Annotated in this window: 19 protein-coding genes; 12 read left to right on the forward strand and 7 right to left on the reverse strand. The window is 67.0% G+C overall.

Annotated elements, in window-relative coordinates:
• Positions 1-41: 41 nt before the first annotated feature.
• On the reverse strand, positions 42-677 hold the full coding sequence (locus ACFWMR_RS03370) for a fibronectin type III domain-containing protein (RefSeq protein WP_378376624.1): 636 nt from the start codon (positions 675-677) through the stop codon (positions 42-44).
• Between the two features lie 259 nt (positions 678-936).
• Between ACFWMR_RS03370 and ACFWMR_RS03375 the strand changes: the two genes are divergently transcribed.
• The 5 genes from ACFWMR_RS03375 (at position 937) to ACFWMR_RS03395 (ending at position 3,907) form a co-directional block, all read left to right on the forward strand.
• Positions 937-1,488, forward strand: coding sequence for a sigma-70 family RNA polymerase sigma factor (locus tag ACFWMR_RS03375; protein ID WP_378376680.1), 552 nt, complete (start codon positions 937-939; stop codon positions 1,486-1,488).
• Positions 1,485-2,195 carry an anti-sigma factor family protein gene (locus ACFWMR_RS03380; protein WP_378376625.1) on the forward strand — a complete coding sequence of 237 codons (711 nt, stop codon included), beginning with the start codon at positions 1,485-1,487 and terminating at the stop codon, positions 2,193-2,195. Before ACFWMR_RS03375 ends, ACFWMR_RS03380 begins: the two co-directional genes overlap by 4 nt.
• Positions 2,192-2,653 carry an SRPBCC family protein gene (locus ACFWMR_RS03385; RefSeq protein WP_378376627.1) on the forward strand — a complete coding sequence of 154 codons (462 nt, stop codon included), beginning with the start codon at positions 2,192-2,194 and terminating at the stop codon, positions 2,651-2,653. Before ACFWMR_RS03380 ends, ACFWMR_RS03385 begins: the two co-directional genes overlap by 4 nt.
• Before the next feature lie 9 nt (positions 2,654-2,662).
• On the forward strand, positions 2,663-3,367 hold the full coding sequence (locus ACFWMR_RS03390; RefSeq protein ID WP_378376629.1) for a carbon-nitrogen hydrolase family protein: 705 nt from the start codon (positions 2,663-2,665) through the stop codon (positions 3,365-3,367).
• 138 nt (positions 3,368-3,505) lie between these two features.
• Positions 3,506-3,907, forward strand: coding sequence for a winged helix-turn-helix transcriptional regulator (locus ACFWMR_RS03395; protein WP_378376631.1), 402 nt, complete (start codon positions 3,506-3,508; stop codon positions 3,905-3,907).
• On the opposite strand, the gene ACFWMR_RS03400 is transcribed toward ACFWMR_RS03395, so the two are convergent.
• The gene (locus ACFWMR_RS03400; RefSeq protein ID WP_378376633.1) at positions 3,897-4,478 is read right to left on the reverse strand and encodes a DUF6000 family protein; all 582 of its coding nucleotides are present in this window, start codon (positions 4,476-4,478) and stop codon (positions 3,897-3,899) included. The two genes, ACFWMR_RS03395 and ACFWMR_RS03400, sit on opposite strands and share 11 nt — an antisense overlap.
• 82 nt (positions 4,479-4,560) lie before the next feature.
• On the reverse strand, positions 4,561-5,880 hold the full coding sequence (locus ACFWMR_RS03405; protein ID WP_378376681.1) for a cation:dicarboxylate symporter family transporter: 1,320 nt from the start codon (positions 5,878-5,880) through the stop codon (positions 4,561-4,563).
• 205 nt (positions 5,881-6,085) lie between these two features.
• Between ACFWMR_RS03405 and ACFWMR_RS03410 the strand changes: the two genes are divergently transcribed.
• From ACFWMR_RS03410 to ACFWMR_RS03430, 5 genes are all read left to right on the forward strand, one after another.
• On the forward strand, positions 6,086-7,687 hold the full coding sequence (locus ACFWMR_RS03410; RefSeq protein WP_378376634.1) for an ATP-binding protein: 1,602 nt from the start codon (positions 6,086-6,088) through the stop codon (positions 7,685-7,687).
• A complete protein-coding gene (locus ACFWMR_RS03415; protein ID WP_093933498.1) occupies positions 7,684-8,352 on the forward strand; it encodes a response regulator in 669 nt (222 codons plus the stop codon). Before ACFWMR_RS03410 ends, ACFWMR_RS03415 begins: the two co-directional genes overlap by 4 nt.
• A gap of 36 nt (positions 8,353-8,388) precedes the next feature.
• Positions 8,389-8,754 carry a MerR family transcriptional regulator gene (locus ACFWMR_RS03420; protein WP_378376636.1) on the forward strand — a complete coding sequence of 122 codons (366 nt, stop codon included), beginning with the start codon at positions 8,389-8,391 and terminating at the stop codon, positions 8,752-8,754.
• Positions 8,755-8,772: 18 nt separating this feature from the next.
• Positions 8,773-9,723: a zinc-binding dehydrogenase gene (locus ACFWMR_RS03425; protein ID WP_378376638.1), complete on the forward strand. Its 951-nt coding sequence runs from the start codon at positions 8,773-8,775 to the stop codon at positions 9,721-9,723.
• A gap of 152 nt (positions 9,724-9,875) precedes the next feature.
• Complete coding sequence (locus tag ACFWMR_RS03430) at positions 9,876-10,424, forward strand: snapalysin family zinc-dependent metalloprotease (RefSeq protein ID WP_093933501.1); 549 nt, start codon at positions 9,876-9,878, stop codon at positions 10,422-10,424.
• A gap of 66 nt (positions 10,425-10,490) precedes the next feature.
• Here the strand turns inward: ACFWMR_RS03430 and ACFWMR_RS03435 are convergent, their stop codons facing one another.
• Positions 10,491-11,744 (reverse strand): choice-of-anchor Q domain-containing protein, encoded by a 1,254-nt coding sequence (locus ACFWMR_RS03435; RefSeq protein ID WP_378376640.1) that lies wholly within the window; start codon positions 11,742-11,744, stop codon positions 10,491-10,493.
• Between the two features lie 57 nt (positions 11,745-11,801).
• On the opposite strand from ACFWMR_RS03435, the gene ACFWMR_RS03440 reads away from it, so the two are divergent.
• Positions 11,802-12,890: a DUF5005 domain-containing protein gene (locus tag ACFWMR_RS03440; protein WP_378376642.1), complete on the forward strand. Its 1,089-nt coding sequence runs from the start codon at positions 11,802-11,804 to the stop codon at positions 12,888-12,890.
• 239 nt (positions 12,891-13,129) lie between these two features.
• Here the strand turns inward: ACFWMR_RS03440 and ACFWMR_RS03445 are convergent, their stop codons facing one another.
• The 3 genes from ACFWMR_RS03445 to ACFWMR_RS03455 all read right to left on the reverse strand — a co-directional run bounded on the left by ACFWMR_RS03445 (position 13,130) and on the right by ACFWMR_RS03455 (position 16,923).
• Complete coding sequence (locus tag ACFWMR_RS03445) at positions 13,130-14,383, reverse strand: DUF222 domain-containing protein (RefSeq protein ID WP_378376644.1); 1,254 nt, start codon at positions 14,381-14,383, stop codon at positions 13,130-13,132.
• Positions 14,384-14,504: 121 nt separating this feature from the next.
• Complete coding sequence (locus ACFWMR_RS03450; RefSeq protein WP_378376646.1) at positions 14,505-15,086, reverse strand: hypothetical protein; 582 nt, start codon at positions 15,084-15,086, stop codon at positions 14,505-14,507.
• A 175-nt stretch (positions 15,087-15,261) separates the two neighbouring features.
• A complete protein-coding gene (locus ACFWMR_RS03455) occupies positions 15,262-16,923 on the reverse strand; it encodes a toll/interleukin-1 receptor domain-containing protein (protein ID WP_378376647.1) in 1,662 nt (553 codons plus the stop codon).
• Between the two features lie 228 nt (positions 16,924-17,151).
• Between ACFWMR_RS03455 and ACFWMR_RS03460 the strand changes: the two genes are divergently transcribed.
• Positions 17,152-20,682: a glycosyltransferase gene (locus tag ACFWMR_RS03460; protein ID WP_378376649.1), complete on the forward strand. Its 3,531-nt coding sequence runs from the start codon at positions 17,152-17,154 to the stop codon at positions 20,680-20,682.
• Positions 20,683-20,701 lie beyond the last annotated feature (19 nt).

Here is a 20,701-nt window from a genome sequence, read left to right on the forward strand (position 1 = left end):
GCAAAATTTGCTATGAAAGGCCCCTTCATTGCGCGCGCGGACTAGCCCTTCCCCGTGGTCCGGTCCAAGACAGGCGAAGCGGGCCCGTAGTAGAAGGCGCGCAGCCGGTACGAGGCGCCTTCCTCGCCCGGCATCGAGGCGAGCCCGGCCGACGTCGTCCCCGGATCCGACATCTCGATCGGCACGAAATCGTCCGTGCCGGGTTTCTTGATCTCCACGAGGAAACCGTCCTCGTCGCTGGAGCGGTCCGCCCAGCTGAACCGCACCATCGCCTCCGGCGCGGCCTCGGCCCGGAACGACGCCGGAGCGGCCGAGCGATCGCCCGCCCGTAAGGACACGGGAGGTCCGGACGAAGCCGGGGTGGCGGCTCCGGAAACCGTGACAGCGTCCGACACGGCGCCGTAGAAGGGCCGGATCCGGTAGTAGAACCGCGTTTCCGGCATCAGATCCGGATGCCGGTAGGTCGTCTGCCGAGGCGGCACGAACCGCAGGATCGTGTACTCGCCGTGCGGATCGGTGGTGTATTCGACGATCCTGCCCGCGACGTCCGGATCGTCGTCCGGCCAGCTCAGGTCGACGTTCACCGGATCCGTCAGCGTCGCGGTGAAACCGGGTTCCGCACCGCATCCCGACACGAAAGCGACCGCCAGCAGAACGGCCGCGAGTTTCCTTGGCACGCCTCGTCCCTCCCGGGAATCAGGCGGCGGCGGGATCCGGAGGCGTCAGCATACGAGCGCGTCCGGTGATCGACAAGACCCGGTTGAACCGCGGCCCCGCGCGGTCCGTGTGGGAGGCAAGAGGAGGCGGCCATGGAGAACCGAGGAGAGGCCGGTGCCGATGCACAGTTCGATCGCGGCGCGCGCCGAACGATCCACTCTGCCCCTGCGGGTTGCAGTACTGTCCTCGCCGACCCAGAAGACCGTCGGGAGGACGCGAGTGGCGATCGGAGGCTGGCGGCCCAAAAAGGCCAAAGGCGAGGACTTGGTCCGGCACTTGTACGCCGAACACGGGCGAAGCCTGCTGGCGTACGCGACAAGGCTGACCGGGGACCGCGCGGCCGCGGAGGACGTCGTGCAGGAGACCTTGGTGCGGGCGTGGAAACACGCCGAAGACCTGGAGAACGACGCGAAGGGATCGGTGCGGGGCTGGCTGCTCACGGTCGCCCGGAACATCATCACCGACCGCGCGCGGGCCAGGGCGGCGCGGCCGCCGGAAGTGCCGGAGCCCGAAGAGGGAGCGCCGACCCCGGCGGTGGAACGGGACCACGCGCAGAGCGTGGTGGACTCCATGGCCGTGCTCGGCGCGATGGACGGTCTTTCCCCGGAACATCGTGACGTCCTGGTGGAGATCTACTACCGGGGCCGGACGGTGGCCGAAGCGGCGCAGGCCCTGGGCGTGGCCCCGGGTACCGTTAAGTCGAGATCTTATTACGCGTTACGGGCGCTCAGAGCCGTGATGTCGGGACCAGGGAAGGAGGTAGCGCGATGAGTGCGGTGGGACACGACCAGGGCCAGCTCGCCGCCTACGTCCTCGGCGGGCTCACGGCGGCGGAAGCGGCCACGTTCGAGACGCATCTCGCGAGCTGCCCCGCGTGTCGGCGTGAGGTGCGCGAGCTCTCGGAACTGCGGTATCACCTCGACGAGGTTCCGCCGGAGGCGTTCCTCGAAGGACCTCCCGACGGCGGCGACCTGCTTTTGCAGCGCACGCTCCGTCAGGTTCGCGAAGAAGAAGGCACCCGGGAGCGCAAACCGCGGCGGGTCCTGGCTTTGGCCGGCGCGGCCGTGCTGGTCGTCGTGGCGCTGGGCGCGGGTGTGCTGGTCGGGCGGCAGACGTCGCCCGAACCGTCGACGGTGGCCTTGCCGGTGCCGACGGCGACCGCCCCGGTCCCCGGCACCCGCGATATCGCGGCCACCAACCGGGAAACGGGTGTGCAACTGGCGGTCCGGGTGGCCCCGGCGATGGGCTGGGTCCGGCTCCACGCGAAGGCGGAGGGTGTCCGGGCGGGCGAGAAGTGCCAGCTCGTCGTGGTGACCAAGAGCGGCGAACGGGTCAACGCGGGCAGCTGGCTGGTATCCGCGAAGGGCGAACGCGAGGGCACCGGGATCGACGGTTCGGCGCTGGTCGCCCCGGACGACGTGGCCTCGGTCGACGTCGTGACCATGGACGGCCGGAACCTGGTGTCGGCGCGGGTATGACGGGCTCGCTCACGGGTCGCGGAGGCGGTTGGTACCGCTTCCGCGACACGTGGGTGCTTCCCGCCTCGCCCAAGGCGGTCTTCGACGCGGTCGTCGACCTCGCCGCGTATCCGCTCTGGTGGCGCGATGTCCGTTCGGTCAGCAAGGTCGACGAGGACACCGCCGAACTCGTCTGCCGGTCCAGGCTGCCGTACGCGCTGACCGTCCGGATGCATCGCGACCGTCAGGACGAGCACGAGGGCCGGGTGCGGGTCCTGCTCAGCGGCGATCTCGAAGGGATGCTGGCGGGCGTCCTGACCTCGGTGGGTGACGGCACCCTCCTGGAGATCACGCAGGAGGTCGAGGCCCGGAAACCGTTGCTGCGCAAGCTCGATCGCATCGCCAGGCCGGTCTTCCGGGTCAACCACGCGCTCATGATGAGACGGGGACAACACGGCTTGCGGGGATATCTCGCCTAGGCTCCGGTCATGCGTGTCGCTGTCGTGCAGCCGTTCACCGTCCCCGCGGACCTTTCCGCGAACATCGCCGAGCACGCGAGGCTCCTCCGGATCGCGGAGGCCGACCTCTGCGTCTTCCCCGAGCTTTCCCTGACCGGCTTGGAGTTCGAGGCGCTCGCCGCCGACCCGGGACTCTGGCTGACAGCGGACGACCCGCGCCTCGAACCGCTCCGGGAGGCCTGCCGGGCGAGTTGTGTCCACGCCGTCATCGGGCTTCCGCTGGTAGAGGACGGCCGGCGTCACATCGGCACGCTCGTTCTCGACCCCAGCGGGGAAACCGTTGCCACCTATGCGAAACGGAATCTGCACGACAGCGAAGACGAGCTGTTCGAACCAGGAACGCGACAGGTGATCGTCGACGTCGGTGGCAGGCGTCTCGGCCTCGCGATCTGCCTCGACGCCGCGAATCCGGACCACTCACAGGAACTCGCCGAAGCGGGAGCCGAGGTCTACGTCCTCAGTGCCCTGTTCAGCGAGGGACAGGAACAACGGCTGCTCGACCAGGTCGGCGTCGCGGCCGGACACGGGATGTGGGTCGTGCTCTCCCAGTACTCCGGCAAGACCGGCGGGATGGCCGCGTTCGGCGGCAGCGGGGTCTGGAAGCCCGGAGGCGCCGCCGAAGTACGCCTCGGCGGCGAAGTCTCCGAGTGGGCTTACGCGACGATCACCTCCTGAGCCTTCTTTTCGCGCAGGAAGACAGCCGCGACGAGGGCGGCCAGAACGAGCCTCTTTCCCCAGGTGGCGCCTTGGTGCATCACTTGTAACAGCGCCCATCTTGTGTGACTCTGTTCCGTGCCGGAAGGAGGCACTTTCATGTCCCAGGGGAACAACGATGTGACCGCGCGGGCCAGGGTGGTCGACCCGGAAAAACTCGAGGTGTGCACCGTGCTCGAGGTGATCAACCGGATCAGCGGCAAGTGGGCGATCGGCATCCTGCTGGAGGCCACCCGCGGTCCGGTGCGGTTCACCGAGCTGGAGCGGTCGGTGGAGGGGATCAGCCGGCGGATGCTCACCCTGACGTTGCGGAACCTCGAACGCGACGGCCTGCTCGTGCGCACCGTGTACCCGACAGTGCCGCCGAAGGTGGAGTACGAGGCCACGGCGATGGCGAAGGAGCTGTACGCGTCACTGAGCGGTTTGCTGAGCTGGGCGGAACGGCACCGCGAATCGATCGCCGCGTCGCGCGTCGTCTACGACGAGAAGGTCAGCGCCTGACATCGGCCGCGTGCACTGCCCGCTGGACGTGCGAGCACAGCATGTCGAAGTACATCTTGTGGAACGGCAGGTCCGTGCTGTTCTTCGCGGACCAGCTCTCCCAGAGACCGCCCGGCCGCAGATAGCGTGACGTGTAAGCCGTCCTGAGGTCGGCGTCGATGTGGTGCAGCGCCGCGAGCGCCCACGCCTGGTCGTAGCGCAGGTCCGGCCGCGCGAGGTAATGGTCCAGATAGGACACGAGGATCTCGGCGTCGGCGATCGTGCCGAACCGGGCGAGCGCGAAACAGTAGCCCTGCCCGGCGAAGACCATGCCGCTTTCCAGGAACAGTTCGCGGACGCGCCCGCGCCACGCTGTCCGGCGGTCGGCGCCGATCAGCCAGGCCGCGGTGATGCGTGGCCGCCAGCCGTCGTCGAGCAGCGTTTCCAGGTCTTCGTCGGTGATCCGGCGCGCGTCCTCGACGAGGTCGCCCAGGAAGGTCTCGCGCTCGGGATCACTCATCATCCCGGCGAAGTTGCCGTGCAACAGCTTCGAGTACCGCGAGATCACGTAGCGGTCGATGGCGTCCGGCATGGCCTGGAGTTTTCCAGAAAAGAAGAACCGCGGTGCGAGGACGGGGGACCCTCGCACCGCGGTTCCGGTTCGTCGCCGGGCGCTACGCGTGCGCCACGGTCTTCTCCCGGTCTCCGTCAGGCTCCTTGGAGGTGTCGGAGTGGTCGTCGATCAGGGTGGCTTCGTCGAACGGGGCCTGACCGCTGAAGACCCGGTTGGCCTGGTCGCGGTCGAACTCCTTGGTCCACGTTCCGACCAGGACGGTCGCGACGGCGTTGCCGGCGAAGTTCGTCAGCGCGCGGGCTTCGGACATGAACCGGTCGATGCCGAGGATGAAGCCGACGCCGTCGACCAGTTCCGGCCGGTGCGACTGGAGGCCGCCGGCAAGGGTGGCGATACCGGCGCCGCTCACGCCCGCTGCGCCCTTCGACGCGATGATCATGAACAGCAGCAAGGAGATCTGCTCGCCGACGCCCAGCGGCTGGTCCTGGGCGCTGGCGATGAACAGCGTCGCCATGGTCAGGTAGATGGCCGTGCCGTCGAGGTTGAACGAGTACCCGGTGGGCACGGTGATGCCGACGACGGGCTTGGAGACCCCGAGGTGCTCCATCTTCGCGATCAGGCGCGGCAGGGCCGATTCGGACGACGAGGTCGAGAGGATCAGCAGGAATTCACGGCCGAGGTAGCGGAGCAGCGTGAAGATGTTGACCCGGGCGCCGAGCCACAGGACGGTGCCGAGCACGCCGAACACGAACACCAGGCAGGTCAGGTAGAAGCCGATCATGATGACGGCGAGGCTGCGCAGCGCGCCCCAGCCGGTTTCGCCGACGACGGCGGCGATGGCGCCGAACGCACCGACCGGCGCGGCCCACATGATCATGGCGAGGATCCGGAACACCAGTCGCTGGATGTGCTCGATACCGCGGCGGATCGGCTCGCCCTTGGTGCCGAGCTTCTGGACGGCGAAGCCGGCGAGCAGCGCGACCAGCAACGTCTGCAGGACCTGGCCTTCGGTGAACGCGGAACCGAAGCTGGTCGGGATGATGCCGAGCAGGAAGTCGACGGTGCCCTCGGCGCCCTCGGCCTGCGTGTGCGCCTTCGCGGCGGCTGCCGGGTCGAGGTGAAGGCCTTCACCCGGGTGCAGGAGGTTGCCGACGACGAGACCGATCGCGAGCGCGAAGGTCGACATCATCAGGAAGTAGCCGAGCGACAGCAACCCGACCTTGCCGACCTTCGCGGCCTTCGCCACCGATCCGATGCCGAGGACGATGGTGCAGAAGATGATGGGGGAGATCATCATCTTGATCAGGTTGACGAAGCCCGTGCCGAGCGGCTTGAGCTCCTTGGTCAGACCCGGCGCGGCGAACCCGACGACGACGCCGAGGAAGACCGCCGCGATCACGGCCAGGTACAGGTAGTGCATCTTGTCGCGGCGTCGGGGCGCCGCTTCCGGCGTTGTAGGCACCTTTGCCTCCAGCTCAGGGGGTGTCCGTGGGATTGCCGGTCACTATCACCCGGGCAGGTGAGCTGGGTCACGGTTGTGTTCATTGAGTTCGTGCGAGTGGTTTCCGGGGAATTCCGGCCGGGCGCGCTGAGCGGCTTCCGCACCGGTGTGCTGGTATGAGCGGGTGCCCTCGACGACGCGGATCCGGACCAGGCGCGGCAGTCTCGCCCGCCAGCTGTTGATTCTGCAGCTCGTCGTGCTTTTCGTGCTCGTCGCGGCCGGCGTCACCTTCGCCTACCTCGATTCCGTACGGGCCACCGAAGACCGGGCGCGGGACAAGGTGACCGCGGTCGCCGAAGCGGTGGCGGACGCGCCAGGCGTGCTCGCCGCACTGTCCACATCGGAGCCCACCCGGACACTCCAGCCGTTCGCTCAGAGTGTCCGCTCGGACACGGAAGTGGATTTCGTGACCATCATGGACACGAACGGGATCCGCTACACCCACCCGAATCCGGAGCTGATCGGGCAGCCGTTCATCGGCAACATCGGTGAGGCACAGCGCGGCGGCAAGGTCGTCGAGACCTACGCGGGTTCTCTCGGCCCTTCCGAACGCGTGGTGGTCCCGGTGCGCGGCGCCGCGGGACAGGTCGTCGCGCTGGTGTCGGTCGGCATCACCGTCGAAGCGATCGACGCCGAATTGCGCGAACGCCTGTGGCCGTTGATCGGGGTCGCGGTGGCGGTGCTGGTGGTCGGCGGGATCGGCAGCTATCTGGTCAGCGCCCGGCTCCGGCGGCAGACCAGGGGGATCGCGCCCGAGGAACTGAGCAACCTGTTCGAGTACCACGAAGCCGTCCTGCATTCGATGCGTGAGGGACTGCTGCTCGTCGGCGGCGACGGCCGGGTGGTGCTGTGCAACGACGGCGCCCGCGCGCTGCTGGGCGTCGCCGACGATCCGGTCGGCCGGGAACTGTCCGCATTGGACATTCCCGAAGACCTCGTCGAAGCGTTCACGTCGGGGGAGGAGCGCACCGACGAACTCCACCTCACCGAAGCCCGGGTGCTCGTCGTGAGCACGGCGCCGGTGCGTTCGCGAGGGGAGGCGATGGGCACCGTCGTGATCCTGCGTGACCACACGGAACTCCAGGCGCTGACAGGGGAACTGACCACGGTGCGCGGACTGGCCGAGGCGCTGCGGTCGCAGGCGCACGAAGCGGCGAACCGGCTCCACACCGTCGTTTCGCTGGTCGAGATCGGCCGCCCCGAACAGGCCGTCGAGTTCGCGACCGAAGAACTCGCGCTGGCGCAGGAACTCACCGATCGCGTGGTCGGCGCGGTCGCCGAACCCGTGCTGGCGGCGTTGCTGCTGGGCAAAGCGGCCGAGGCGAGCGAACGCGGCGTCGAGTTCACGATCACGCCCGACACCGTGATGGAGGATTCGGACACCGGCGTCCCGCCGCGAGACCTGGTGACCATCCTCGGCAACCTGATCGACAACGGGATCGACGCGGCGGCGGGGAACGCGGGCGAGGGTGGACGCCCGGGAGTCGAGGTCACCGTGCGTTCCGACGCCGACGGGTTGCTGCTGCGGGTCGCGGACACCGGCCCTGGTGTCGAAGACGTCGAAGAGGTGTTCCGGCGCGGCTGGTCCACCAAACCGGAGGACGGGCACGGGCTCGGTTTGGCGCTGGTGGGGCAGGCGGTGCGACGGCACGGTGGGACGATCGACGTCGGCCGCGACGAGGGCGCGGTGTTCACCGTGTGGTTGCCGAGGGAGTCAACGCGATGATCAAGGTGCTGGTCGTCGAGGACGAACCGGTGGCCGCCGACGCGCATCGGGTGTACGTCGAGAGGATGCCGGGCTTCACCGTGTCCGGCGTCGTCCATTCCGGCGGCGACGCGTTGCGGTTCTGCGAACGCGAGCCGGTCGACCTGGTGCTGCTGGACTTCTACCTGCCGGACACGCACGGGCTCGCGGTCTGCCGGTCGCTGCGCGCGGCCGGTCTCCCGATCGACGTCATCGCGGTGACCTCGGCGCGTGATCTGGCGCTGGTCAAGGCCGCCGTGTCGGTCGGCGTGGTGCAGTACCTGCTGAAACCGTTCACTTTCGCTTCCCTGCGCGAGAAATTGGAACGCTACGCCGAGTTCCACGGCGCTTCGGGCGAGGTCACCGGGCAGGCCGAGATCGACCGCGCGCTCGGCACGCTGCGCACCACCGAGCGGCAGGCACTGCCGAAGGGGATGAGCGGGCAGACCCTGGAGGCGATCACCGAAGTCCTCGCCTCGTCGGCGGACGGACTCTCCGCCGGGGCCGCCGCGACCGCGATCGGCGCCTCCCGCGTCACCGCGCGGCGCTACCTCGAGTACTTGGCGGACAACGGTCTCGCCCAGCGCGAGCCCCGCTACGGCCAGGTCGGCCGCCCCGAGGTCTGGTACAAACCGAAGACCGTATAACGACCTATACCGCGTCGCGACGGCTACCGTGGACGAGTGAAGATCGGCGAACTCGCGCGGAAGACCGGGGTCAGCGTCCGTGCGCTGCGCTACTACGAGGAAGAGGGATTGATCAGCCCGGGCAGGGAAGGCAACGGCTACCGCGACTTCTGCGACGGCTCGGTCGGGGCCGTCCTCCAGATCCGCGGGATGCTCGACGCGGGACTGCCGACGAGGCTGATCCGCGAAGTCCTCCCGTATCTCGACGGGCCCGGAGACGTCCGGCCGAGAGTGCCGTGCGAGTACATGATCGACGAGGTCGCGCGGCAGCGGGAAGTCCTCGATCGCCGGATCGCGCTCATGACCCGCAATCGCGACGCCCTCGACGCGTACCTCCGCGACTTGACCCTGACACAAACGTGAGGGTTTTAGCGTGCGGACATGACTTCGATGCGCGCGCTGCGACAGGAATCCGCGAATGGCCCTGAAGATCTCCACCTGATCACCGATGCGCCCGTCCCGGCGCCGGGACCAGGCGAAATCCTGGTGAAGGTCACCGCCGCCGGTGTCAACTTCGCCGATGTCATGCAGACGCGGGGAACCTACGCGGGTGGCCCGGAAGCGCCGTACGTCGCCGGATTCGAAGCGGCCGGTGAGGTCGTCGCAGCCGGAGACGGCGTGCTGTCACCGCGGATCGGCGACCACGTCGTCGGGACTGGCGGAGGTGCCTTCGCCGAGTACATGGTCATGCCCGCGGCCGGCGCGATCCCCGTGCCGGCGGGCTGGTCGGACGACCAGGCGATCGGGCTGATCCTGAACTGGGTCACCGCGCTCGCCGCGCTCAAGCCGCTGGGGCGGGTGGCGGCCGGCGAGACGGTGCTGGTGCAGGCGGCGGCCGGTGGGGTCGGCCAGGCCGCGGTCCGGCTGGCCAAGCATTACGGGGCCACCGTCATCGGCATCACCTCGCCAGGCAAGCACGACTTGGTGCGGGCGCTGGGCGCCGATCGCGTCCTCGACTACGGCGCGGAGGTGGAAGCGGTGGACCTCGTGCTCGAATCGGTCGGCGGGACGACGTTCACCGCGAGCCTCGCCGCCGCCAAACGGGTCACCGGACGCGTCGTGGTCTACGGCGTCGCCGGGGGAGAGGTCCCGATCACCAACCGGGACTTGAACTTCCGGCACCAGATCCACCTGATCGGCCTGCATCTCGGCGTCCTGATCGAGCAAGCGCCGACGATCTTCGCGGAGCTGATGGACGAGCTGCGGGAGCTGATCGCCGTCGGCGTCTGCGCTCCGGGAACACCGACGGTGTACGACCTCGCGGACGGGCCGAAGGCGCTCGCGGAACTGGAGGCGCGGGCGACCTCGGGCAAGCTCGTGCTCCGGCCTTGAGCGCGGCATCGTTGTATGCGGACATGCGCATGTCAATAGACGAAAGTGTTGGTAAATCACCAGCTGGCTGACGCGACGAAAGTTGGTGCCCAGTCGCGGCGGAGGCTCCTAAATTCACCAACCATTCCGTTGTCCTCACAAGGAGTGGGTCCATGGCAAGGAAGTTCTTCGTCTCCGCGTCCGTGAGCTTGGCGCTGCTCGCCGTCCCGGTGACCGCGGGCCAGGCCGCCGCGGTCGAGCCGGCTCAGCAGACCGCCGCGACGACCACGGTCTACTACGACGCCTCGGGAGCGCCCAGCTTCCGTGCCGCCATCCAGGCGGGCGCGGCGAACTGGAACAACTCGGTGTCCAACGTGAAGCTCCAGGAGAGCTCGTCGGGCGCCACCCTGCGCTACACCGAAGGGAACGACCCCCGGGGTTCGTACGCCCAGACCGACGGCCACGGCCGTGGCACGATCTTCATCGACTACACGCAGGCGCAGCAGTACGACCAGACGCGGATCGCCGCGCACGAGACCGGCCACGCGCTCGGCCTGCCGGACAACTACCAGGGCCCGTGCTCCGAACTGATGTCCGGCGGTGGCCCCGGCCCGTCCTGCACCAACGCGAAGCCGAACGCCCAGGAAGTCTCGCGGGTGAACTCGCTGTGGGCCAACGGGCTCGTCGCGGCGGGCGCCATGCAGCGCATCTACAACTACTGACGCTCTCACGCTCTGTGAAGGCCTCCTTCCCCGCTCGCAAGGTGGGAAGGAGGTCTTCACGGCGTTCTAGCCCTGGAACTCATAGGCGCCCGCGTCGACCCGCGCCCCGGCGAAGACCGGATTGCCGTCTACGTCCCGGTCGTCGTACTTCGTGGTGCCGAGGTCGATCGCCGGGCTGCCCGCCCGCAGGACGAGGTTCGTGACCGAGGTGAACTTCGGATCCGCGACCTTGTCCGTCGCGCCCGCCGTGAACTGGCGAAGCCCGCCGAAGTAGACGTTGTGATCGGTCGCGGTGAAGGTCGGGTCCGCGTAGCCGACCTTGTACGCCGCCTGGACGACGTTCTGCGTCATCGTCAGCATCTGGTTCGTGCACCCGCCGTAGCAGACGAACCCCTCCGACTCCGCGTTCGGGAGCCGCAGCGAGTTGTTGCGGAACACCGTGCCGAGCACCGGCCCGTTGCCGTCCTCGGCGCCGCGCGTGATGATCCCGCCGCGCGTCTTGGCGCCGAAGATCGCGTTGTACTCGAAGACATTGCCTGCCGAGACGCCGTCCGGGTCCTTCCCGTCCGTGCCGAGTTCGGTGAAGGTCTCGTTGTCCTCGGAGATGTTGTGGTGGATGACGTTGCGGGACCCGTAGAAGATCTCGACCGCGGCGCCGTCGAGACCGCCGAAGTCGTCGGCCTTCGCGATCGAGCCGCTGATCCGGTTCCAGCCGATGTCGGAGTCGTTGCCCTGGACCAGCACGGCGAACGCGCCGGAGTCGTCGTTGCCGCCCGGGGTCACGACGGTCATGTGGTTGTTGTCGACAAGGTCGTTCTGCGTGACCTCGGTGTGGTCGGCGGACGGCGCGATGTACACGCCCGCACCGGCGCCGGTGATCAGGTTCGACAGCACCTTGTTCCGGTCACCGGAGACCTTCACCCCGGCCCACGAACAGCGCCCGGCGTCGGCTGCGACGCCGATCTGGAGGTCCTGCACCACGTTGTCGTCGCCGGGCAGGTCGACGCACGCTTCGGCGTTGCCCTTGACGATCGGGCGGGCGCCGGTGCCGTACGCGCCGATCGTGATGCCCGAGCCTTTGACGGCGAGCCCGCCGGTCCAGGCCCCGCCGCGCCGCAGCAGCACGGTGTCACCGGGTGCGAACGTGGTCGAGGAGACCTTCGTCAGGGACTTCCACGGGGCCTGCTGCGAGGTGCCGCTCGCAGTGTCACTGCCGGTGACCTGGTCGACGTAGTAGATCTTCGAAGCGGCTTCGGCCGTCGTGAATCCGGTGCACGCGAGAGCGGCGAGCACACTCACGGAAAGCAGTTTCCAGGACATTCCGCGGACCGTAACCACTTGCCGCACAAGGCTCGTACAAAGACCTATCATGATCCGATGCGCCGGCCGTCGCGGATTCTCTTCGTGGCCGCGTTGCTGTTCAGCGCCGTGGTGGCGAGCAGCGGCATCGCGTCCGCGCCGCCGCCCGTGACCTCCGTCGGCCCGAACGAACTCTGGAACGCCTATGGCGACCAGGGCGGGCACTGGACCGGCGGGGATCGCACGGTGTCAGTGCCGCTGCCGGACGGCCGCACCGCGTGGCTGTTCTCGGACACGTTCCTCGGCAGGGTGAACCCGGACCACAGCCGCCCGCCGGACAGCCCGATCGCCCGCAACACCCTGGTCGTCCAGCGGCCTGATGGAACACTGGGGGAGACGCTGCACGGCGGCACCGCCGAAGACCCGGAGCCCTTGATCGGGCTCGCGGGTTCAGGTGAGTACTACTGGGTCGGTGACGGCGTCGTCGAGGGCGACGTCCTGCGGGTGCTCTACAACCGGTACAAGACGACGGGGTCTGGTGGACTCGATTTCCGGAGCACCGGGACCTCGCTGGCCACCTTCCGGCTGCCCGCGCTGACGCCGTCCGACCTGCTGGTGATCCCGGTGGGCGACAAGGTCGCGTGGGGATCGGAGCTACTCGAAGACGGCGGGTACACCTATATCTACGGTGCCGAAGAAGGTCATCTGCGGCTGGCCAGGGTGCCTGCCGGCGGTCTTCGCGGACCGTGGCAGTTCTGGACCGGCTTCGGTTGGTCGTCCCACGAGGAGGACTCCGCCCGCATGTTGTCCGGGGTCGGGACGGCGTTCTCGGTGACCCGGATCGGTGGCGAGTACGTGCTGATCACCATGGACACCAGTCCCGGCTTCAGTCCGGTGATGCTCGCCTACACCGCCGGTTCGCCGACCGGCCCGTTCGGTGCTCCGCGGACCCTTTACCGGGCACCGGAAGCGAGCGACCGGCGGATCGTCTACGATGCGACCGCGCATCCGCAGCTGAGCCGTCCCGGGAAGCTCATGGTGTCGTACAACGTGAACTCGCTCGACCACGCCGACAACATCGCGGACGCGCGGATCTACCGGCCGCGGTTCGTGGAGGTCGTTTGGCCGCCGGCACTACCTTTTGGGAGTGACTCCCGGTGGTCGTGAGTGGTGGCGGGCTCGCGGTTTCGGCGTGGGATGTTCCCAATGTCGCATTTGTGTCGCTGAGCGTCTCGAATGCGACATTGGGAACAAGGACCGGGAACAGACAACACGCGACCTTTGCCTTTTCTCTCAATAACCCGAATTGCCGCTCACGACCACTTGACCCAGGTCGGTGGCGCCTGTGGGCATGCCGAGGGGCCCGTCGCCGGGTTGGCTGGCGGGCTCCTCGGTGATGCAGGGGTTCAGGCGCGGTGGAGGGTGTTGCGCCGGGTTCGTTGTAGTGGATCCAAGTACTGAGGCGGTACGAACTCGGGGAGTCCGTCTGCTGCCATGTGGACTTGCCAGTCGCCGTGGTGGATCAGGCGGTGATGAAAACCGCAGAGGAGCACGAGGTTCCGGAGGTCGGTGGGGCCGCCGTCTGCCCAGTGGTGAATGTGGTGGGCGTGGCAGTTCTTGGGTTTCCGATGACACCCCGGGAACGCGCAGCCCCGGTCCCGGATGTTGAGTGCGCGTCTCTGGCCTGGGGTGACGAACCGTCTCAGCCGTCCTACGTCGAGGGGTTCCCCGGCGGCGTTCAGCACCGCGGGCAGCATCAGGCAGTCGCAGGCGGCCATCCGAGCTTCGCGGGCGGTCATGGTCCCGATGAAGTCGAGGCAGGCTTTCCCGATCCCGGTCTTGAGTTCTTCCAGGCCGATGGTCACGTGCACCAACGTCCGGTACCCGCTGGTGCCAGGCTGGTCGGGGCAGGCGATCGCCAAGTCGAGGAGCTCGGCCCACGCATCGCCCAGGCGCTCGCACTTCATGCGCAGATCAGCCTGGCCGAACTCGTCCACCGGGCGAGGTTTCGCGTACGCCTCCAGTGCAGCCGCGGTACGAGCCCCCAGCTCGTCATCTAGCAGGCCGGTGAGTTTCCAGAACCCGTCCCGGCGACGCTCCAGGGTGATCTCGCGGCGGGGCTGCTTCGGTTCGGGTTCTTTGGGTTCGTTGCCGTCGGGATCGAGCCAGCCGAGCAGCTCCAGCTCCGCGTTCACCAGCTGCCGGGGACCAGCGCCACGGCCCAGGTTCCCGAGGATCTTCTCCGCGCTCTCCAGATCCTCCACCGACGTGTCCGCAGGGATCTTGGCCAAGATCTCCAGGATCTGGTCGATCCGTTCGTCCCCGATCATGCCCGCGGCGGCCGCCGCGCCCACGGTGGGTGCGAAGGCCGGAGCCTCGGTGCCGTCCAGATTGCGGGTGGGGTTCAAGGCGATCGCCCGCTTCACCACTGACTGCGCCTCACCCCGCGACAGCCCAGCCACATCGGCGAACCACGCCGCAGTCGACCCATAGCCATACAAGTCTTTCGAACCCCGAGACTCGACCTCCGCCAGAAACTGCCCCAGAGCGGCGGAGGCGACCCGCATCAGCTGCAGGAACTGTTGCACGCCATGGGCAAGCTCCAGCTTGCCGGCACGCCACAACTCCTGCGGCAACTCGGGAAGGAAGGTCTCGGACACACCTCCATAATACGCCCACATTTCGAACACGTGTTCGTAATTTTACGTGACTGCTAGTCGGCATATTCGCCTCTTAAGAGTGATGACAATCAGCTGGTATCAGCCGATATGACCGCACCATTCACTCCAAGGCGCGATCCCGCGGCGATTCGATGGTCAGGGGAGCCGACGTACCACCGGTGAGCTGGTTCAGCTGGGTCATCGTGCGATCCAGCTGCTCGGCCAGTCGCGGGATCGTGCTCGACGGCAGATAGGCCTCGGCACCCGCGTCGAGGAGGCGGCGGACCGGGCCCTCGTACTTGACCCCGAGTTCGGCGTCCTCGATCTCCGTGATCACGATCCGGGCCTTCGGATACAGCGCCCGGAAGTTGCCGATCAGCTGTGGGCTGGCGGGCGGGACCAGCAGCACGTCGACGGTCGGGGGAGCCGAGTGCAGGTCCAGGACGAGGTAACCGGGGCCGAGTCGCTCGGACAACGAGCCCCGCGCCGACGCTGACAGCTTCATGGCGGTGGCCACGACGGTGATGTCCTCGGAGTCCGTCGAAGGAGCCGGTTCTTCTTGAACAGCGCCGGAAATCGTCCCGATGGTCTCGCCGTTCCGGGTGATACGCACGTCCTCGCCGGGGCGGAGGGTGTCGATGAGAGCAACGAGTTCTTCAGGAAGCTGGGTGGCGTCGACCCACCGCTCGGACTGATCACTCATGAGGCCATGATGGCCTCTTCCGCACAGCTGATGCGAGGAAGGGGCCATCATGGTCTTGTTTCCGCGACCGGCTTGTTCGGCGAATCGCGGGTTCTATGTGAGCATCCGAAGCGAGCGATCGGTGGATCGTTTCACGACGCGACCGTGCATCCGCAGCCGAACCGTCCGGGAACGCTCACGGTGTCGTACAGCGTGAGCAGCCCGGACCGCGGCGACAGCATCGCCGACGGGCGGAGATACCGGCCACGATTCGTCGAGGTCGGCTTGCCTCGGCCACTGGCACCCGGTCTTCTCTTCGTGACCCGTCCGCCGGCTTGAGAAACTCGGCGACCTCTACGCGGAAGTCGGTGACTTCGGTCTGCGGGATGGCTTTGACATCGAGTGCCCGTACTCGCCCCTTAGCTGCTTCCACCACCCAAGGATCGACCCTCCATCGAGTACCGTCGCGGGTCGCCACCGAGCGGCTGAGCAAGCGGTTCAACACGGCGCCGATATCGACGGTCGCGAAGCTGGGAACCGTCGCGAGCACGTGACTGGGGAATTCGTACTGGTCGGCCCGGGAAATGAAGCCGAGGAGATCCAACTCGTCACCACTCATCCGGCGGACGAGCCGCCGGGCATCCCCGAACACGGCATGACGCAAAGATTGCTTGGCGCCGAGTTCGTCTCCGGCTGTTCGGTAAGAAGAAAGCCCCTGCCGGTCCCTGAGGTGCAGGCCCAAGGCGACCAGCGGTCCTGGGTTGGCGCCCAGGTCGTGGATGAGAGCCCGGCGGCTCTTCCGGTCCACGTCATCGTCAGGCTTCCGATACCAATCCAGCAACTTGTTCGCTTCGGCCGTAGACAGCGGCCCCACCCGGACGTGAGGCAGATGATCTTTGAAAGCGCCATCCTGACCGACGAGTATCGTGTGCGCTCCGCATCCGCCGGGGAGCACCAGATGGTCGAGGTCCGCGGGACCGCAACCAGGGGGCAGGTCGTCGACTATCCACAGGCTGGCGGCAGCGGACGTGCCGAGTGCTCGAGCCAAGGTCGAGGGAAGTCGGTCGTCCGGGACCAGGCCGAGGTCCAGGCCCATCTTGCGGCCGACACCTCGGAGTTCGCCACTATAGACTGACCGGATCCGATCCAGCCTCGACCCGGCTCCGGCTAGGCTCAGCCAGTGGACTCCGCCGGGGAATGCGTCCCCGAAGCGCCATGCGTAGTTCGCTACGAGAGCGGTCTTCCCAGAGCCGGACAAGCCCCAGACCGATACAAACGAACCATAGGCGCGATCCCTGATGACCGGGTACTTGCTGGCGTGGAGTTCCGTGTGAAGCTTCCAAAGCTCACGGTGCCGTCCGAAGAACCTCTGGACGTACGGAGTCAGCCAGGCAGGCCACAGATGTCCCTCGAAAGACGGTGGGGGACCGATGGGACCGTCCATCTCGCGTGTCTTTCCCGCGATCCACCGGGCAAGCCTCCCAGGCCTCGCCCTGGCCAGGGCAAACTTCGTGTCCGCCAGTTCGATCGGCTGAATATGGTCCGTCCCCGGCTCGGGGTTGATCACCAGGATCCGCTGTCGAACGGTGCCTTCCCGCTGAGCGGCCAGGAAGGCCGTCATGAGTTCGTGCTGGCACGCGGGCCTGCTGCCGTAGTTCGCCGAGTAGTACGCGACGAGCGTTTTCGACCTTTGCAAGGCAAGCTCGATACGCTCCGTGAGGCTGTCGGTGCGCGCGATCCCGTCCTCGTCGAGGAAAACGTCCATCTTCTGCGCCCGCAGCTTCTTCGCGAGGGCGCGGCCGAACTTCCGATCGTCGCCGGAGAACGATAGGAAGACGTCGTAGGTCGCATCGGACAAGTTCGTTGGATCCTCTCAGCCGGCACTGGCGCAGGTTTCATCCAGTAGTCTCTTCTCCCCAGAGACTTCACCATGTGTAGTGGTGGCCGCGACCTGCCATGCCGTTCCATCGTTCCCATCGGGTTTTGTAACGGCTGAACGGCTCGGCGAGACCCTTTGTCGAGGTGTCTTGCCTGACCATGGGTGAACACCTGAGCAACGCGAGTGACCGCGAGAAGAGGGGCAGCGGTGGATCGAAAGGCCTTCGGGGCGAGAGTGCAGGAGTTGCGCACCGGTGCTGGCTTGTCCTTGAAAGCATTCGGGGATCTGATCCACTACAGCAAGGCGCAGATAAGTCGTGTGGAGCACGGAGTGGCACCACCGACGACCACGTTCGCCGCCGCTTGCGATCGCGTCCTGGGAACTGGGAACGAGCTGGCACGTGCGGCCGCGGTCCTGGCAGTCGATGAACGGCGTGCCCGTGTCGAACCACCGTGTGACCTGCCTGCCGGGCCGAGCAAGTTGATCGGTCGTGACGACGAAGCGAGGGCGCTCGAGCGGTATCTCAGCCCCGCCGAGCCGAGTCGCTTAGCGCGTGTTTGCGTGCTCTACGGCATGGCCGGTGTCGGCAAGACGGCGATCGGGCTGTGGGTGGCCGAGCGGCTCCATCATGACTACCCGGACGGCTGCATCTACCTCGACATGCGGGGCTACAACCCGGACAGTCACCCCTTGGGAAAAGACGAGGCCCTCGTCCGTGTTTTGCGACGGCTGGGGGTGCCTGGCGAACTGGTGCCGTCGTCCGAGGAAGACCGGACCGCGCTTCTCCGGCAGAAACTCGCCAGCCGCCGCGTCCTGGTCATGCTCGACAACGTCTCGAGTGCTCAGCAGGTGCATGCCTTGCGCCCTCCCAACGGCAGGTCCGCGGTCATAATCGCCAGCCGTCAGCCACTGACGGTCTTGGACGCGGCCCTGCACCAGCACGTCCGGGCGCTGGAACCTGCGGCCGCGGTCGCTCTGTTCACGTCGGTCGCCGAATTGGGAGCGAAGAACGAAAGGGGCGATCCGGCGGTCGTCCGGAAGATCACCGAGATGTGCTATCGGCTTCCCCTCGCGGTGTGCATCGTCGCGTCGCGTTTCCGGGACAATCCGGCGCGGCGGCTTGAGGATGTGGCTGCCCGCCTCGCCGATCAAGCAGCTCGACATCATGAATTCACCGATGGGCTGCGAAGCGTGACCGCGGTACTCGAAGCCTCCTGCGCCACGCTGTCCGACGCACAGCTGGCGATGCTGCAGCTCATCGCGGCGCATCCAGGCCCCCGGGTGGACGCGTGGGCCGCCGGGGCTCTGGCCGGAATCACCCCTGCCGCGGCCGAAAGCCTGCTGGACGAGCTCATCAGGGCAGGGATGCTCGAACGTCATTCTCACAGTGCATACCGCCTGCACGATGTGTTGCGGGACCACCTGCGCCGTCCTGAGGCTGAACTGCTGTCCGATCCGGAGGAAGATTCGGCGAGAAGGAGGCTCTTCGAGTACTTCTTGCACGCCGCCGCCGCCGCTGATTCCCACATCGACGAGCATCGCTATCGACTTGAGCTCGATCTGGCGTCTCCGGCCGTGGAGACACCGTTATTCCCGGATTCTTATTCGGCGGGCAAATGGATGGAGAGCGAAGTCGACAACTTCCTCCCGTTGCTCCAAGAGATGGCCTTGCGGCGTGACGACAAATCTTGTTGGCAGTTCGCCTATTGCCTTCGAGGCTACTTCTATGCCACCAAGCAGTGGGAACTGATGACGGCTTGCTACGAACAGGCGATGGAGGCGGCGACGCGCACGGGTGACCATCGTGCGGTCGCCATCGTCCTCAACAACCTTGGGCTGGCCAACATGCAGCTCGGCCGCAAGGACGCGGCGATGGAGCTCTACTCGCGCGCCCAGATGGAGTTCTCCGCCGCCGACGACCGATTCGGCGAGATGAACGTCGGAGCGAACCGGGCCTGGCTCGCCTACGAGAGAGGCGACTTCAGTCAGGCGCTGGACCTCTCGCGACGCGCCTGGGCCTTCTATCGCGATCAGGCGCAGCAATCGAACGCGGCGATCGCGCTCGATTGCATCGCGCGTTGCGAGCTCCGGCTTGGCGGGCTTGCCGCTGCGAAGGCCAACTTCGAGAAAGTGCTGGAGGACTACCTGGTACTTCTCGTTCGCGACGGTGATATCGCGCAGCTCATCTCTCACCTCGCGGAAACGGAACTACTGTTGGGTAACTTCGATGTGTCGGCGGACCATTACCGGGCAGCGATCGACCGTGCTAGATCGGGTAAAGCGCAGCGAGAAGAGGCGGTGGCCTACGAGGGCCTTGGCCGAGTAGCGGCCGCACAGAGTCGCCTGGTCGACTCCGACGCGCATCGCGCGGCGGCGATCGCCCTGTACAACGAAGTCGGCGCGGTCGCAGATGTCGAGCGGCTCCGCAGCGAACAGATGGCTCAGGCGCAGCAGGACCACGGAGAGCCGCGAAGTGACGAGCCCCGACCAGAGTTGACGGTCGCCGACCCAGGGCGGGTTTGTGTGCTGGCGGTCAACACCGAGTGGGCCTCGAATCACGGCGGCGGTATCAGCACCATCAATCGCGAACTCTGCAAAGCACTCGCCGCGCAAGGAGCGGAGGTCTACTGCTCGGTACCGAGCGCCAGTGACGAGGAGAGGCACGACGCGGCGGCGGCAGGCGTCCACCTGGTGCATCCTCCCTCCGCGCTGGGAGAGCCGGAAAGCGCACTGTCCCGGCCGCCGGTCGTGTCCCCGCCGATCGCTCCCGATTTCGTGATCGGGCACGGCCGTAAGACGGGCGAAGCGGCCCTGTGGCTGGTCGAAGACCACTACCGGGACGCCAAGCTCCTGCATTTTCTGCATGTCGTCTCCGATCGAGTCGAGGTCGACAAACGGAAGATGGACGGAGACCCGGCCGCCCGTGCCGAAGAGCGCAGCAAGCACGAGATCGAGATCGCGAAGAAGGCGCATCTGGCGATCGGGGTCGGGCCGGCGTTGAGTAACAACCTGAGGGACCATCTGCGTGGTTCCGCAGGCCCCGAGGTGGTGCGGCTCGACCCGGGGTTCGATGTCTCGGAGGACGTGGCGGAAACGCCGGTGCTCAGCGACACGGTTCGCGTACTGCTGATGGGGAGGCTGGGATATCAAGAGGCGCAGATCAAAGGGGTCGACATCGCCGCCAGGGCTTTGGGGCATGTGTTGTCGCAGCGAGGGGCGAACGAACCTGAAGTCGAACTGGTGCTTCGCGGAGCCGAGAAAAGCGACTCCGAGCGTCTGATCCGCGAAGTAAAAGGCTGGGCCGGGAACGATTCTCTCAGGGTGGTCCCACGACCGTACTCTTCCGACAGGGAGGATCTGCGGCGGGATCTGCACCGCGCGAACGTCGTCATCATGCCTTCCCGATCCGAGGGATTCGGGCTGGTCGGGCTGGAGGCGATCAAGCTGGGTGTGCCGACGCTGATCAGCAAGCGAAGCGGACTGGGCCTTCTGCTCTCCGAGGAACAATCCGAGCTGTCGGTGGATCTGTCGAACAAGCTGATCCCGGTGACGGAAGAGGAGTACAAGGACACGTTGCGGTGGGGAGACGCGATCGCGGCCGTTCTCGCCAATCCCAAGCCCTCTTTCGGGATGGCGAGACTTCTGCGTGAGGAGATGGCGGGGAAACGCACTTGGGCGATGGCCGCCGACGTGCTCCTGAAAGCGATGCGGGAGCTCCGCGGCGACAACGGATGTTGAAGGAGCCGGGTGGGCCACC

Source organism: Amycolatopsis thailandensis, from assembly GCF_042723255.1.
In the GTDB taxonomy this organism is placed as follows: Bacteria; Actinomycetota; Actinomycetes; order Mycobacteriales; family Pseudonocardiaceae; genus Amycolatopsis; species Amycolatopsis thailandensis.

Coding starts and splice junctions, on each gene's coding strand:
- ACFWMR_RS03390 (WP_378376629.1), top strand. CDS start 2,663: ATGCGTGTCGCTGTCGTGCAGCCGTTCACCGTCCCCGCGGACCTTTCC.
- ACFWMR_RS03430 (WP_093933501.1), top strand. CDS start 9,876: ATGGCAAGGAAGTTCTTCGTCTCCGCGTCCGTGAGCTTGGCGCTGCTC.
- ACFWMR_RS03425 (WP_378376638.1), top strand. CDS start 8,773: ATGACTTCGATGCGCGCGCTGCGACAGGAATCCGCGAATGGCCCTGAA.
- ACFWMR_RS03435 (WP_378376640.1), bottom strand. CDS start 11,744: ATGTCCTGGAAACTGCTTTCCGTGAGTGTGCTCGCCGCTCTCGCGTGC.
- ACFWMR_RS03440 (WP_378376642.1), top strand. CDS start 11,802: ATGCGCCGGCCGTCGCGGATTCTCTTCGTGGCCGCGTTGCTGTTCAGC.
- ACFWMR_RS03395 (WP_378376631.1), top strand. CDS start 3,506: ATGTCCCAGGGGAACAACGATGTGACCGCGCGGGCCAGGGTGGTCGAC.
- ACFWMR_RS03385 (WP_378376627.1), top strand. CDS start 2,192: ATGACGGGCTCGCTCACGGGTCGCGGAGGCGGTTGGTACCGCTTCCGC.
- ACFWMR_RS03380 (WP_378376625.1), top strand. CDS start 1,485: ATGAGTGCGGTGGGACACGACCAGGGCCAGCTCGCCGCCTACGTCCTC.
- ACFWMR_RS03400 (WP_378376633.1), bottom strand. CDS start 4,478: ATGCCGGACGCCATCGACCGCTACGTGATCTCGCGGTACTCGAAGCTG.
- ACFWMR_RS03405 (WP_378376681.1), bottom strand. CDS start 5,880: ATGCACTACCTGTACCTGGCCGTGATCGCGGCGGTCTTCCTCGGCGTC.
- ACFWMR_RS03450 (WP_378376646.1), bottom strand. CDS start 15,086: ATGAGTGATCAGTCCGAGCGGTGGGTCGACGCCACCCAGCTTCCTGAA.
- ACFWMR_RS03415 (WP_093933498.1), top strand. CDS start 7,684: ATGATCAAGGTGCTGGTCGTCGAGGACGAACCGGTGGCCGCCGACGCG.